Raw genomic sequence first — 14,128 nt, 5'->3', positions numbered from 1 at the left:
CTGAACTCCCTCCCTAATATCATCATAGCCATCCGATCCCCGACAATCACCAACCGACGCATACTGGGTAACCCCATCGCGAAGCGTGAATGCCCCCTTCGCTTCGAAGTCTCCCGGAGAAAACAACCATGCGCTCAACCAAACCAAACCACCTACCAACACAGCAGAGAGGAAACCAGCCACAAACACAAGCCAGCTTCTGCGCCAAACAGGCCCTCTAGTGGTCCCGCCCAACTGTTGTTGCGAGTGCTGCTGTTTCAGCTGAACCACGTCAGTGTAAGTGCTGTAAGGATACGAGCTTCGCCCGTACTCTGTCATCATAAAACCCCTGAAGCGAGTTGACTACGCGTTGATCATGCCAGAAAGCACACGAAACATCAAAGCGATCAAGATATCGAATCCGCAACAAGATTGTCCATGTCAAGTTATCGACAAATCACCTGCACAGCACATGGTTCCGAGAGCGAAGTAGTACTTACAACCCGAATGAATCCTGCGAACAACGCATCAAAAACGGAAAACCTGACGAAGAAACAGTGAACCCTGCTCATCATCAACTTCCAAAAAGAGTATTGTGAACGATACACGCAGGGCACGCCTCCACTCACGTACCACGATATTCCTCGATGATAGAGACCAGCGGTTGCCGCACTCCCTTACCGACCAGAGATCGTTCCCGGAAGTGGGGCGAACAGGTTCAGGTGACAGGAAATGTCTCGGTGGTCGCGCAACGCGACCGAGCCGGAGAACAGCTCGGCGGTCACGAGCCGATCGTCGTAACTGGGACATCGCGGTCCTGACAGCCAACCTCTCGCCGGAGAGCCCGGCCGCGTCACGCAGTTGCCTGAGCGTCTCAGCCAGGCTCCTGCGATCCCGCTGCTCAGCGTCGGGTTCGAGCATTCCATTCGCTCAACGTCTCGGCATGTGACAAGGCTGTGTCCCGCCACGCCAGATACCGCGTCAAATCGGGATTCTCCAGCTGTTGTCTGGCGACCAGAGTGCCGTCGGACTCGAAACACAACTCCACCACCAGCGACTCGTCGAACAACCAGAAGTCGCGCGGGGGAAGGTCGAGCTCCAGGTCGGTCAGGTCGAGAATTCGGATGTCCTCTCCGGCATCGAGATTACCGGGAATCCCCCAGGCAAGCTGGTAGCGCTGGTACTCGTTGAGCGGCCGACGGACGGTCCGGACACGTCCGATGGTCTTACCGGTCGCCAAGAACGCACGGACCCGCTCATGCCACCTCGCATTGTGGCCCTCCGGTTTCGATTGCCCGACCCGGAACAGCCGTAAGTTCTCCTGTTCCCTGCTCATGTTGTAGGTGGACTGGCATTCGAAGCGCCAGGCGGAACGCTCACACTCGACGAATCTCCTGCCGAACTCCTCGGCGTCCAGGAGCACTTCAGTACCTCCCCGAGTCCTCATCCGGTCTCAGCGCCGCCGATCCGGACAACGCCGCCACAGCGTGCAGAACGGTTTCGACCGGTAGCTCGACAGCGGCTTCCCCCGAGCTCAACGTGGGCCCGTCGTGAATCGGCACTTGATCGCCCCGCACAACCGCTGTTCCACGGTCCGAGAGGTAAACGGCCGGACATTCGTCGTCGTCACAGCCGGAGACCTTACGTAGTTCCATGTCCGGAAGCATCGATCACGATACCGATCCGGACAAGGCCGTATTCACGATGTCGCATAACCGGATTACGCACGTGGTCTTCCGTGCCATCGATGATGTTGGGCAGCCTGATCCTCGCAGCAGTTGAACGAAAGGAGACAACCTGCGATGGGCAAACGCGACACGGATCGGGACGGACAAGGACAACCCCAACCGGACAAGTGGGAGAACTGGGGCGAGAAGGGCGACGGGAACAAACACGAGAGCGACGACGAGAAGTAGGCGAAGTGACCGATTGGCGCGACAGGCTCACCGTCCCCCGTGCTGGGTTCATACCATCCGTGATCTGGGACGACGATCCGATCACTGGTGGATTCCACCCGGTCTTCAAGGAACGAGAGCCTGAACGCTGGCATGGGATGGTCGCGGCGGACGAACCGGTGACGACGCAGGTCGACGACGGGACCGAGTCCGTGGGAAGTGTTGGGTTCCTGCCGACCAGCTCCTGCAGCAAACCGTCCGTGGTCGCGGACATGCTGGACGCGCTGGACGTACGGACGGGCCACCGGGTGCTGGAGATCGGTACCGGAACCGGCTGGAACGCCGCTCTGCTGATCGACCGAGCCGGCCGATCCGGGCGGGTGGTCTCGGTCGATGTCGATCCACGAGTGACCGAAGGAGCTCGTGGCGCTCTGGCAACCGAAGGCTACTTTCCACTGCTGGTTACCGCGGACGGTGTCGAGGGCTACCCGGCCGAAGCGCCTTACGACAGGGTGGTCGCCACGGCATCCGTCCGGTCGATTCCTCCCGCATGGCTCGACCAAACGCAGGCCGGTGGCTTGATCGTGGCACCGTGGGGCACCGACTACGGTGAGGACGCGCTGACGCGGCTTCGAGTGCAAGAGGACGGCTCGGCATCCGGTCACTTCGGCATGCGGCTCGCTTTCATGCGGGTACGGGGTCAACGTCGGAATTTCCTGGATCCCACGGACGGGGAACTGCTCGGCGCTGAGCGGTCAGCCACCGCACGAAGTGGCCGCGAGCTGTTCGAGATGCTCGATTTCGAGCATGCCGCGTTCACGATCGGACTTCGGGTACCGCACTGCTACCCGACAGTGGTGGACATCGACGAGAAGCACCGCCACGTCGAACTACACGATGTCCATTCGAAGTCGTGGGCACGGCTGACCCTCGTACGTGACGAGCATCCGTGGATCGTCCATCAGCTCGGCCCGCGCCGACTGTGGGACGAGGTAGAGGCGGCCTACACCTGGTGGTCAGATACCGGAAGGCCAGGGCCGGGGCAGTACGAACTCACCGTGACTCGGGACGGCACACACACGGTTCGAGTGGACGCAGCGGGCGGTGTGCTCTCCTGGAACATCCGCGTCTGAGGCCTCGGTGACACCACGAACAGCTACCTTGTGCATCCGGTTGATCCTGGAAAGTGGCATGATCCGATCATGCGCTGTCGAACGACCACGAAGGCCGGTAAGCCCTGCCCCAATGGAGCGCGTCCCTCCGGGCTGTGCCACATCCACGACCCGGCGGTGCAGTGCGGCGGGACCACAAAAAGGGGCACCCGATGCACGGTCGCCACCGGCGGCGGAAGGTGCGAATACCACGGAAAGACGCGCACGAAGAACTCACAGCTCGACCTGTGGCAAAACCGTCGGCAGAAAGCCGATTCCGAGAAACGCGCCGAACGGATCACGGTGTTCGACCCGGTACTCGGCCCCATCAACGCCGATGCCTATCCCCCGACAGGCACCGTCAGCACAACCGACCATCCAAAATGATTATTTCACAGAACTCCCCGTGGAGCTGCAGAATCGACCGGATACGGAGCTAAGCCGCCCTCTCGACGTACCCACGCGGCGCTGGAAACCGACCACCACGTGGCACGTCTCCCCGCTCCGAAAAAGCTGCCTGATTCCTCGTACTGGTACGTTCCTTCCATCCTCAATAGACACAAGAGGTTCGTGCTCCACGCCCTCGGGGACTTCGAGCAGGCCCGCCAGGCGGCACGCGAAGCCCTGCCGAACATGCCGGAAGCCTGGACCCGCGCCGAATGGGCGGCGGACCACCGTGCTCTCGCCGGATGGGAAAGCGACACTGCCACACAGCGGATTCGCGAACTCGATTGACTCCCGGTTCGACTGATCCAGCCGAACAGTTTCGCACCCTCGGAGTCGTTCCGGGGGTGCTTCTCATGCGTGCACCCTCGATCACGAACAAAGAAGAGTCCCCTGATCGTGACCAGGGGACTCATGCTATATTTCATCCGCCAAGAATACATATAGCAGTGCTGAGTCTAGCACGGAATAGACTTCCCTCCACACGCGGTCCAGGCAGCGTGTGGGTAGGGTTACAAGTCCTGGCCACGGTTCACAGCCGTGCGGCTCCCGGTCAGAGCGGGTGAAGTCCGCGCGTCAGGCAACGCACGATCTAGGCGAACCCGGCCGTGTCCTTGGTAAGCCCTGGCGCTCACGCTCGTGTAGCCCGGCCATCATCCCGGCAATGCGCGTAACCCCCGGCTCGGCGCGGGTGTAACACCCCGCGCGGGGTGAAGCTCCGAAGTCACAATTCCGGTATACCGAGAGTCTTCACCTCCCCCTCGATCCCGGGAGAGGTGTGTCGAATACACGGCTCCCCCGAGATCGAGGGGGGATCGCAGCCTTACGGGTCCACGCGGGACCCGAGCCCCGGGGATCGCCTCCGGCTCGCAAGAAAAGAGGACGGCGGCCTGGCTCCGGGGCTGAGTGAGGCTGTCGGGGGCTGCGGTCTGCGACCGGAAACAGCCCCGATCTCTGGGAGGTCTCTCAACCTCACGGAGTCAGCACCAAGTCAGCACGGTGCCGAGCAACAACGGGAAACCCCGATAGAATCCCGTATCACAACCTGTCGAACTCCTGCCAGCTCACGCACTCCGGACGCTGTCCCGTACGCGCGAACTCCAGCAAAGCCATCCTGACGTCATCCACGGGCAGAACCGCCGAATGAGGAAAGAAGTGCGGAGTACCGCCGTCACGCAAGAGATCAATATTCGGTTCGGTGTTCGGGTTGTACGTGACGAACGGAACCAAGACGTTATCGATCATTCCTGTCCAGCGCATCGCTCCGTAGCCTGAAGTTGGGTCGACCGCAAGAGTGACGTCGTGGTCCGGATACCAGTCTTCGCTTACCTCGTCCGGATCGATGGATTCATCCGTGAAGCTGAGATGCGACTCCCATGAGCTGTGATCTGTAGCAAGAAGTTCCTCGATGAGAGCTTCGGCTTGCTGTCCTTGTTCCGCTCTCTTGAATTCCTTGTTGACAACGGAAGAATTCAGGATCATTGGTCCGCTACTCCTCGAATAGTTATTGGTTCGGTCGCGCCCTCTTCCCAGACATCCAGAACGTTATTCATGAGGCCGCGTAGCAGGCACGGAAGCGTTTCAGTCTGGTGATGATGTGGACGACGCGTTGCAAGTGGCAGAGGCGCCTGTGATATCCGGTGGCCAGAATGTTCCAGTTCTTGAGATGCGCGATGACTCGTTCGGCGGGAGCGCGCCATCCTGTCAAGGCTGCGTTGAAGGCAGCACGATCGGCGTCGAGTTCATACCCGTTTGGTTTCCGGATCGGAATGACCATATTGGTTCCACGATAACCACCGTCGGCGATGGCGTTGCTCTGGTTGAGCAGCGAAGCGAGGCTGCTGTTGCGGAAGGCCGTGACATCATGGGTAGAGCCACGAAAGATTTCGGAAACGGTCAACAGTCGTCCGTACAAGGTTGCGACCACTTGGGCACCGACTCCGGATTGGCGGCGTTTACCGGAGTAGAGCTTGTCCTGGTCAGATCGGTTACCGGTGGGGATGAGAAACCCGTCGAGCAGGGTAGCATCGTACTTGAGGTCATCGAGGTCGATGCAGAACTCAGTCACGATGTGGGCCAAGCCCTCCTCGAGCGTGGCAATGATCCGCGACAGCGTCGGCTGCGATGTTCCATGAAACGCCGCCAACATACCCTGGGAGAGGTTGGTGCGATAGTATTCTAATGTCATAGCCACGCCCTGAAATGCCGAGAATGTATTTCCCGAACTCCATATCACTAGTCCCGCGACTTCTCGGGCCAGGTAGTTAATCGCCTCGGTCGACAACCCTGTGGTACGGTGGTAGCGCAACGGTCTTTCCTGTGCATGATTTTTTATTCCCAGGAACCATCGCACACGAAAGACCGTTGCTCTTTCCGTGCCGATAATTCATCTCCGGCATGAATAACGTTCGACGTTAGAACGGTGCGGGTCAGCGAAGCGAGTTTTAGTCGTGTGGTCGCATAAAATCGTCGGCCGCCGCTTCGAGAAACTGCCGGGCGGCTTCTCCTGTCACCGCTCGCTTTCGGAAGTACTCGAACACGTTCAGGTGGTAGGAGACGTCCTGAGGGTCGCGGAGCGCGACCTCCCCGGAGAACAGTTCGACCATCACCAGACGATCGTCGTAGACGACGAAAATGTTCAGCGGGGCCGCGCTGACAGTGACGCCATGCGGGATGATGGCAAGCTCTATGTTCGGCCGGTCGGTCAGTCCGGCCATGTACCGTAACTGAGTCACCATGATGTCCGGTTCCGCACGCTGCCACCGGATCGCTTGCTCGGTCAGCAGGAAGTGGAACCGCCGGGACTCATCCTTGAGCACTTCCTGACTGTCCAGCCGCACCCGCACGGCTCGTTCTACGTTCCGGGAGGAGTTTCCCTCGATCGCCGGTGTCAGTACGGCACGGGCGTATTCGGGCGCTTGGATGAGGCCGGAGGGGATGGCAGGTAGGAACTGCCGGACCGTCGAGGATGTTTCGGCAAGCGCCTTGATCTCGGCTTGCTTGCGCCAGAGACCGACCCGGGCGTACGAGCGCCAGGACGCGTAGTCGACGTTCGCCGCGCGAGCGAGGGAAAGGAGTTCGCTCGCCACTTCGGAGGGGGCTTCGAGCGCGTTTACGACACGCTCCACGTCAACAACGGTGGGGAGCACCTTCCCGGACTCAATCCGGCTGATCTTGGACTGAGACATAGCCGCTCGGGCGGCTAACCTCTCCCCGGAGAGTCCGGCCGCCTTCCGCAAGTCTCGTAGCGTCTCGGCAAGGTGCTTGCGCCCCTGCTCTTTGGTGTCAGGTTCGAGCATTCCAGTCGGTCAGTGACACCGCGTGCGCGAGTGCGGTGTCTCGCCACTTCAGGTATTGGTCCAGGTCCGGGTCTTCCAACTTGTCCACGTTGATCAGCGTCCCATCTGGACGGAAGTTGAGATCAACCACCGTCTCATCATCGAAGACCCAAAAGTCTTGTGACGGAAGGGAAAGCTCAAGGTCCGTCAGGTCAAGGATGCGGATGTCTTCCCCGGCTTCGATGTTGCCGGGAATGGCCCAATCCAGTTGGAACCGCTGGTACTCCGTAAGCGGCTGCCGGACGGTACGGACACGACCGATGGTCTTCTCGGCGTTGACCGCCTTCCGCACGGTTTCGTGCCAGGTGGCGTTATGCCCCTCCGGCTTCGGCTCCCCAGCGCGCCACCGGTTGAGGTTGTCTTGCTCGTTCGGCATGGCATAGGCCGGTTGCGTCTCGAACCGCCACGCCGTCCGCTTGTAGTCGGTGAGGTACTGGCCGAACTGTTCACCGTCTAGGAGCACTTCAGAGCCTCCCTGAGCCGTTGGACCGTCTCCGCGCTGCCGGACTCGGCAAGCGCGGTCACTGCACCGAGAACGATGTCAGGAGGAAGCTCCACGGCCGTTTCCCCCTCCCCCAACGTCAGCCCGTCCGCCGTGAGCACGTGGGCGCCCTGCACTACCGCTGTTTGCCGGTCCGAGACGTACACGGCCGGGCACGTGCCGTTCTCACAGCCGGACACCTTCCGAAGTTTCATGGACACAGGTTCGAGTACCGATGCGATCACGGCAAGGCTTAGTCACGATCCCGCATAACTCCGTCGGGCTCAGTGCGTTCCGTGACAGTCCCGCTTCCGGCAGCCTGAAAGGGACCGATTCCAAGACAGGAGAATTGAAATGGGAAAGCGGGACGCGGACCGGGATGGGCAGGGCAATCCGCAGCCGGATAAATGGGAGAACTGGGACAGCAAGGACGACGGCAACAAACACGAGGACGACGAGAAATGAAGGCGGCTCTGATCATAACTGAATGGCATGAACGGCTTTCCGTGCCGCGTGAGCCGTTCATCCCGCCTGTGGTGTGGGTCGATGACCCCGTTACGGGTGAATTCGCCGCCGTGTCCCGCGAAACCGAGGAAGCTCGATGGCGTGAGCTGGTCAACGCGGATGAGCCGATCATCACGCAGGTGGACGATGGCAGAACCACATCAGGCGGTGTGGGGCTACAACCGTCCAGTTCATGCAGCCAGCCATCGCTTGTGGCGAATATGCTCGACGCACTCGATGTACACCAGGGACACCGGGTACTGGAGATCGGTACGGGAACCGGCTGGAACGCGGCTCTGCTGAGTGTTCGTGTCGGTCAAGCTGAACGAGTCGTCTCGGTAGAAGTCGATCCACACCTGGCTGCTTTCGCGCGCCACACCTTGAACGATGCTGGATACACTCCGTTGGTAGTGAGAGCGGAGGGAACCGAGGGCTATCCTCCGGAATCTCCCTATGATCGCGTGATTGCCACCGCGTCCATCCACACGATTCCACGGGCGTGGATCGAACAGACACGCCCGTGTGGGCTGATAGTGGCCCCGTGGGGAACGGACTACTGCAACGGTGCGCTTGTTCGACTGGAAGTCCACGAGAATGGTTGGGCGTCCGGCCGACGAGGAGTACAAGCGCGATGTCATCAAGGGATACACCGCAAGCTGGGAGCTCCCCCGGCTCGTGGCCCTTGCGCGGCGCATGGTCACCGAGCTTGATGTCACCGGCGGACTTCTCGACACCCTCACTGCCCTGCTTGCCGAGTATGACCGCGGCGGGGGCGTCGGCACGCCGGCGAAGAACCTGATCTTCGCCACCACCGGCCCCAAACCCGAACTCGTTCTGCGTTATGCCGTCAACAACGACATCGAGATCGTCCGCAACGGCGAGTACTGCCTGGTGTACGACCAACCGATCCCCGCTGACGGCTTGACGTACAGCAACCTGATCGAGTGGTGGAAAGCGCGCCAGAGATTCACCGACGCTGCGTCGGCACGAGAGGTCGGCAGACCTGCACAACCGCCTTCGGGCTTCTCTCGGTGACAACCCGGTCGAGCAGCTCGTCTTCGATACCTACGCGGCCCGCTACAAGGACGGCTTCGAAATCCCCGCACTGATCCCGCAGGTCTATCTGCATTTCGACCCTGCGACCCAGCTTGCCCGGCGGACCGCCGGCCAGAGCGGTAGTCCGCTGGCACGGCAGCGGATGGACTTCCTCATCCTGTTCTCTAGTAGGCACCGCGTCGTCATCGAGGTTGACGGGAAGCAGCACTACGCCGACGGCGACAAAGCGAGCCCTGCGCTTTACAGCGAGACGGTCGCCGAGGACCGATGGCTCCGGCTCGCCGGATACGAGGTCTATCGGTTCGGAGGGGCCGAGTTGATTAAGGACAGAGCAAACAAGGTGCTTGCAGACTTCTTCGACCAGCTCGCCGAACGCATGCGTTGAGCAGCAATACTGAGCAAGCACTACCGTCAACTAACCGCGAACGGAAGCTGGGAGGAAGTACTCCGAGTGCTCGCACAGAGCCCCTGACGGCCTGCGGATCAGGCTTTGGCCTTTCAACCTTGCGTACCGCAGGTCGGCCAATGACGACGGTGAACTTCTCCGGGCGGAGTACGGGATGGTGGCTCAGCGCAACTACGGGTTATGTTGGGCTGGCCTTCGACCAGCGGCTGACGTGTCGCCGATCCCTGGAAGCTGGCCGCTGACTACACGCCCTCTTCTCAGGCAGCCTTGTAGTCGTGTCCGAAACCGGGCGCCGAAGTGGCATCCATTTCCGCGGAGACCTGCCCTTGGGCCTACCTACCGGCACACTGCGCTTCAACGAGAAACTGCATCGGCCAAGTCGTTTCACGACCGCTCAGTTGAGGGGTCAACAGATCCGTCTCCAGTGTCAATGTTATCTTCGGCCACCGAAGCAGCACCAAAATGGAACACGCGAGGGAAATCCCCAGGCCAAATTACGAAATACTCGCCAGCTTCCAGTCGGATCTGCGGCTCGTCGCCGTCTTCCGCTTCCTCAAAAACACCGAAGGCAATTGAAGTCCTGCCGACCGGCGCAAGCCCCTCCTTCTCTTCGGACTTCCGGCACGATATCAAAGTTGTCCGGGAGTCGTAGAAGATCGCCCCCTCATCCAAGGCAGAGGTCTCAATGTGGGTCACTCGAGTGAGGGCCTCGGAGAACTCGGACGAGTACCACGCGTTCAAATCCGTCAGCCCACCGTACGGCGTCAGGAGGATGTAGTGCTCAGCCTGGTCCCCAAGCGCGTCGATCTGCTCACGGATCGCATTCACCGACGGTTCACGCGGTTCGCCTTGAAGGGAGCGCAGCAGCCCTACGATCTTGCGTTCCTCGCCGTCCGTGAACCCACGTGCGATCATCGGGCCGAGTCGCGCCGGATCGGCATAGGTTTGATTGAAAATCTTGTCGACGAGATAGTGCCGGGAGATCCGTAAGTTCATTCCGAGGATAGGACGAGATGTGTCGGCGTCTTCTGGGACATCACTTGCACAAGGAATCCTTTCGGCAAGTCGCTGGCCGCCGTCAAGCGCCTCCGCCAACGAGGTGCGCAGGGCATCCACCCGTTTGCCAGATAGGGGTTCGATCTGCAAGCACGCATCCTCGGCAGCCTTCCACTTAGCAATCTCCTCGACGAACCTCTCCCTAAGCCTGGACTCCACACTGGTTAGGTCGCAGTCTCGCTCGTCGAGCACTCGGAGGAGCCGGTTGTAATTGGACGCGGTCTCCTGGTCACTGACTGGGGGAAGCGGTCCATACGACACGGCGAGTGCCGCCAGTTGGGACCTGTCGATGTAATGCGAGAGCTCTAGCAACTGAGCATGGGAGGAGCCGCTGAACTTCATCTCCCACCAGTCCCAGCGGCTGAACGGAGTCTCGCCTCGCTCGGCCAGGTCTCGGGCGGTGAGAATCTCAGCCCATGTACCGAGGGGTGTCACCAGCTCTCGGAGGCGACCATCGGCCGGGTCTCGATCGTCGCCCTTGTCTGCGAGATAATCGAGCCACCCTGCAAGAACGAGTTGGCCAGCTCTGACGTGTGTTCTCTGAGTTCCGTGCCTGTCGGAATACTCAAACAGCCCACGAAGCTCCTCGGCAGCGCGGACGGCAGCCTCAGGCTTGTGCGCGTCGAGAGCAAGTTTGACCAACTCGACCATCACCCAAGTCGCGCGTCTGGAGAGGTCCTCATGCTGATCCGGGGCGGCGAACTGTGCAAGGTTCTGCACGCAGACGACGATCCGGCCACAGAGCTGATCGAACTCTGTACCGCCTTGCTGAAGTACATCGAACCAGATCCGGGTGAAGCTGCGGAGGCATTCGTCAACGTATTCGGGCGATCCTGCGCTTGGAGCTTCCAATGCCCTCGTCATAGCTTGACCAACGAACATGCCTGCGGCGTGCGGCGACAGGACGGCGTCCTGCTCGACTTCCCCGATGCTGCGAAACAGCCAGTCTCTACGGGTGAACGAACCGCGACGCGACGAGTCAACGCCGTCTAGTTGGATCATCCATACACCTCGTACGACGTGTCCGAGCAATTCGACAGCCCGCTCCGCTGTGGCGAAAGCGCCGGATCGTATGCTGGTTCCGACAGCATCCTTCAGATTCGCGATCTCGCGGTCCGTCTCCTCATCGGGTGTGACCGCCCCTAAAGCTTCGAACTCGATGCTCGACTGCAGCAGTCGGATGATCCGACCTTGCTCCGGCTCGTCCAAGGCTTCGGGAGTCATAACCCGGAAGGCTGTTTCGCCGAGGCGGGTGCGATCGCCAGGCTCTACGTCCAGGGTGATCTGTGGCGGGGTGTAGACATCGGCACTACCTGCCACGGCAGAGCGACTCTCAGTCGCGCGCGGCGCGAGTGCGTTTAGTGCTTGCTTCACGGCATTCGGCTTGATTGCCTTGACGACAACACCACCCTGGGGTACAGGAACACGAAGTGTGACGGTCTCAAACCTAAGGTCCGAGGAAGACCAGCTCGATGTGACGAGGCCATCCAACTGCTTCGTCGCTTCGGAGTACCTACGCGATACCCTTTGGAGACGACTGGCCGAGGACTCAACCAGCGAGGTTCGGACCACTTCGTCAAGCAGCGATGGGTTCCTATAGAGCACCATCAGTCTGACCGCCGACACCACCAGTAGAACTACCGTTGGTACGAACCAGAATAGCGCAATGCCAAGCACCCCGAGTTCGCTCGACAACCAGATCGTCTCGATACCAATGACAGTGTTGGCGACAAGACCAACGCCGGCGAACCGGCCGGCTCCGATGTACTTGAGCACTCGCCCTCGAGAAGCTCCGATCGCGAGTGGAGCCTCGGCAAACAGTTGCGCGGCGATGGCGAGTCCGGCGAATCCGACCGACAGGAACGTCGTCTGCACCTGCCACAAGATCCCATCGCTTCCGGGTACTGCCGGAAGGTGCAACGCGAGCCACTGGGAACCACCGGCATCGCGGGCGATAGAGAGCAGTGCCACGCTCATTATGAGCGAGGCCCCCAGCAAGATCGGGCTGCGCCACGTCCGGGCCCAACCAGCTAGCGACTTGGCCAGTGCCATGATGCGACCCTCTCTCCGCTCTGCTGTCACGAACGTCTAACAACGTTTGCTGACATGACTCGGTCGCCATCCAAGCTCAAGGTGCGGAGTTGCTGTTGATGGGCGACTCGCCACACTCCCGATGCCTTGGTCTATGCCCGACTCGTCGGCGTCCCCGTGCTATACATGAGCCGGATTCGACGGACCGGTCAGGAACGGCGAAGGAAGATCGCGGCACCCATAATTACTTCTTGCCACCAGAGGCTAGTCCGCTACGGAACTCCACCACGTCGCCGTCGTGCATCACGTACTCCTTGCCCTCCAGGCGGACGTTGCCTGCGGAGCGGGCGGCGTTCATCGAACCGGCCTCGACCAGGTCCTCGTAGGAGATGATCTCGGCCTTGATGAAGCCGCGCTGGAAGTCGGTGTGGATGGCACCGGCGGCCTCCGGCGCGGTGGCGCCCTTGCGGATCGTCCAGGCGCGGGCCTCCTTGGGCCCGGCCGTGAGGTAGGTCTGCAGCCCCAGCGTGTGGAACCCGGCCCTGGCCAGCGCGTTCAGTCCCGGCTCCTCCTGCCCCACCGAGGAGAGCAGCTCGCGGGCGGACTCCTCGTCCAGCTCCAGCAGCTCCGACTCGACCTTGGCGTCCAGGAACACCGCGTCGCCGGGCGCCACGAGCTCGCGAAGCTCCTTGAGCTTGGCCTCGTCGGAGAGCACGCCCTCGTCACAGTTGAAGACGTAGAGGAACGGCTTGGTGGTCAGCAGATTCAGCTCGGCGAGCTCGGGAACCTCGGTGCCGCGCCCCGCCGAGAACAGGGTCTTGCCCTCCTCCAGCACCTCCTTGGCGGCCTGCACGGCCTCCACGGCGGGCCTGCGCTCCTTCTTGGTGCGCGCTTCCTTCTCCAGGCGAGGCAGCGCCTTCTCGATGGTCTGCAGGTCCGCGAGGATGAGCTCGGTGTTGATGGTCTCGATGTCGCTGGACGGGTTCACCTGCCCATCGACGTGAACCACGTTCGAGTCGTCGAACACCCGGATCACCTGGCAGATCGCGTCCGCCTCGCGGATGTTGGCGAGGAACTGGTTGCCCAGCCCCTGCCCCTCGGAGGCACCCTGCACGATCCCGGCGATGTCGACGAACGAGACCGTCGCGGGCACGGTGCGCGCCGAGTCGAACATCTCGGCGAGCCTGTCCAGCCGCTGGTCCGGCAGCGGAACCACACCGACGTTGGGCTCGATGGTCGCGAACGGGTAGTTGGCCGCGACCGCTTCGTTGCGGGTCAGCGCGTTGAACAGCGTGGACTTGCCCACGTTGGGCAGGCCGACGATTCCGAGAGTGAGGGTCACAGCTGTCCAAGTCTAGGAGCCCGATTCGGATCACGGTCAGGTGGGCGAGTCGACCGCCCGCCGTGCCGGATGCGCGGGGCAAACCCCTCGGCGCATCGGGACTGTTGGCGATCACCCGGCGGAGTGTCAGTAACCGCCGCCGTCCTCCTCCTGCTCCTGCTGTTCCCCGTCCTCCTGCTCGCCGTCCTCCTGGTCCTGCTGCTCCTGTTGGTCCCCGCCACCGGGGCCCTGCTCGCCCTCCTCGCAGGAACCCGCCGTCAGTAGCGCCAGCGCCGCCAGTGCGGCGGCGAACCAGCGAGCGATGTCACGTCCCCTAGTCATGCCCCGAAGATAGGTGCCGGACTCCGATCGCGCAGCCGACCGCGCCACCTCCGGCGCTCGCCAGGGCCGAATCCCACGCCTGAACCTCTCGGGAGGCCCGGAACACCCGAACCACCGTGTCCGA

The 14,128-nt window shown here is 61.5% G+C and carries 13 protein-coding genes and 1 pseudogene; 5 read left to right on the top strand and 9 right to left on the bottom strand.

Annotated features, from left to right (window positions below; all coding sequences use genetic code 11):
• Positions 1-880: 880 nt before the first annotated feature.
• Positions 881-1,402, bottom strand: coding sequence for a DUF6879 family protein (locus tag BM394_RS17500; RefSeq protein ID WP_092979756.1), 522 nt, complete (start codon positions 1,400-1,402; stop codon positions 881-883).
• A gap of 498 nt (positions 1,403-1,900) precedes the next feature.
• Between BM394_RS17500 and BM394_RS17490 the strand changes: the two genes are divergently transcribed.
• Positions 1,901-3,007, top strand: a complete 1,107-nt coding sequence (locus tag BM394_RS17490; protein ID WP_092979754.1) for a methyltransferase domain-containing protein — start codon at positions 1,901-1,903, stop codon at positions 3,005-3,007.
• A gap of 588 nt (positions 3,008-3,595) precedes the next feature.
• Positions 3,596-3,760 carry a hypothetical protein gene (locus tag BM394_RS22880; RefSeq protein WP_175530150.1) on the top strand — a complete coding sequence of 55 codons (165 nt, stop codon included), beginning with the start codon at positions 3,596-3,598 and terminating at the stop codon, positions 3,758-3,760.
• A gap of 747 nt (positions 3,761-4,507) precedes the next feature.
• Here BM394_RS22880 and BM394_RS17480 read toward each other — a convergent pair.
• The 5 genes from BM394_RS17480 to BM394_RS17460 all read right to left on the bottom strand — a co-directional run bounded on the left by BM394_RS17480 (position 4,508) and on the right by BM394_RS17460 (position 7,503).
• Positions 4,508-4,951: an Imm1 family immunity protein gene (locus BM394_RS17480; RefSeq protein WP_092979752.1), complete on the bottom strand. Its 444-nt coding sequence runs from the start codon at positions 4,949-4,951 to the stop codon at positions 4,508-4,510.
• Between the two features lie 67 nt (positions 4,952-5,018).
• Positions 5,019-5,822: a transposase family protein gene (locus BM394_RS17475; RefSeq protein WP_217643566.1), complete on the bottom strand. Its 804-nt coding sequence runs from the start codon at positions 5,820-5,822 to the stop codon at positions 5,019-5,021.
• A gap of 91 nt (positions 5,823-5,913) precedes the next feature.
• A complete protein-coding gene (locus BM394_RS17470) occupies positions 5,914-6,768 on the bottom strand; it encodes a helix-turn-helix domain-containing protein (protein ID WP_092979748.1) in 855 nt (284 codons plus the stop codon).
• A complete protein-coding gene (locus BM394_RS17465; RefSeq protein WP_092979746.1) occupies positions 6,755-7,270 on the bottom strand; it encodes a DUF6879 family protein in 516 nt (171 codons plus the stop codon). The genes BM394_RS17470 and BM394_RS17465 overlap by 14 nt, the downstream gene beginning before the upstream one ends.
• On the bottom strand, positions 7,261-7,503 hold the full coding sequence (locus BM394_RS17460) for a hypothetical protein (protein WP_245780265.1): 243 nt from the start codon (positions 7,501-7,503) through the stop codon (positions 7,261-7,263). Before BM394_RS17460 ends, BM394_RS17465 begins: the two co-directional genes overlap by 10 nt.
• A 246-nt stretch (positions 7,504-7,749) precedes the next feature.
• On the opposite strand from BM394_RS17460, the pseudogene BM394_RS23765 reads away from it, so the two are divergent.
• From BM394_RS23765 to BM394_RS17445, 3 genes and pseudogenes are all read left to right on the top strand, one after another.
• A pseudogene (locus tag BM394_RS23765) lies at positions 7,750-8,328 on the top strand (methyltransferase domain-containing protein); the annotation flags it as partial.
• Between the two features lie 28 nt (positions 8,329-8,356).
• Positions 8,357-8,827: a hypothetical protein gene (locus BM394_RS17450; RefSeq protein WP_245780263.1), complete on the top strand. Its 471-nt coding sequence runs from the start codon at positions 8,357-8,359 to the stop codon at positions 8,825-8,827.
• A gap of 163 nt (positions 8,828-8,990) precedes the next feature.
• Positions 8,991-9,233, top strand: a complete 243-nt coding sequence (locus BM394_RS17445; protein ID WP_092979736.1) for a DUF559 domain-containing protein — start codon at positions 8,991-8,993, stop codon at positions 9,231-9,233.
• A 405-nt stretch (positions 9,234-9,638) separates the two neighbouring features.
• Here BM394_RS17445 and BM394_RS17440 read toward each other — a convergent pair whose 3' ends face one another.
• From BM394_RS17440 to BM394_RS17430, 3 genes are all read right to left on the bottom strand, one after another.
• A complete protein-coding gene (locus BM394_RS17440) occupies positions 9,639-12,362 on the bottom strand; it encodes a hypothetical protein (protein WP_092979734.1) in 2,724 nt (907 codons plus the stop codon).
• A gap of 223 nt (positions 12,363-12,585) precedes the next feature.
• Complete coding sequence (ychF, locus tag BM394_RS17435) at positions 12,586-13,683, bottom strand: redox-regulated ATPase YchF (protein ID WP_092979732.1); 1,098 nt, start codon at positions 13,681-13,683, stop codon at positions 12,586-12,588.
• 126 nt (positions 13,684-13,809) lie between these two features.
• Positions 13,810-14,004 (bottom strand): hypothetical protein, encoded by a 195-nt coding sequence (locus tag BM394_RS17430; RefSeq protein WP_092979730.1) that lies wholly within the window; start codon positions 14,002-14,004, stop codon positions 13,810-13,812.
• Between the last annotated feature and the right edge of the window lie 124 nt (positions 14,005-14,128).

The organism is Actinopolyspora lacussalsi subsp. righensis, assembly GCF_900116555.1.
Classification (GTDB): domain Bacteria; phylum Actinomycetota; class Actinomycetes; order Mycobacteriales; family Pseudonocardiaceae; genus Actinopolyspora; species Actinopolyspora lacussalsi.
Note: the sequence above shows the minus strand (reverse complement) of the source record. Positions and strands in the feature narration are given on the sequence as shown.

What these genes read in the sequence shown, in the direction of transcription:
- BM394_RS17460 (WP_245780265.1), bottom strand. Translation starts at nt 7,503, where the DNA reads ATGAAACTTCGGAAGGTGTCCGGCTGTGAGAACGGCACGTGCCCGGCC.
- BM394_RS17480 (WP_092979752.1), bottom strand. Translation starts at nt 4,951, where the DNA reads ATGATCCTGAATTCTTCCGTTGTCAACAAGGAATTCAAGAGAGCGGAA.
- BM394_RS17445 (WP_092979736.1), top strand. Translation starts at nt 8,991, where the DNA reads ATGGACTTCCTCATCCTGTTCTCTAGTAGGCACCGCGTCGTCATCGAG.
- BM394_RS17440 (WP_092979734.1), bottom strand. Translation starts at nt 12,362, where the DNA reads ATGGCACTGGCCAAGTCGCTAGCTGGTTGGGCCCGGACGTGGCGCAGC.
- BM394_RS17470 (WP_092979748.1), bottom strand. Translation starts at nt 6,768, where the DNA reads ATGCTCGAACCTGACACCAAAGAGCAGGGGCGCAAGCACCTTGCCGAG.
- BM394_RS17430 (WP_092979730.1), bottom strand. Translation starts at nt 14,004, where the DNA reads ATGACTAGGGGACGTGACATCGCTCGCTGGTTCGCCGCCGCACTGGCG.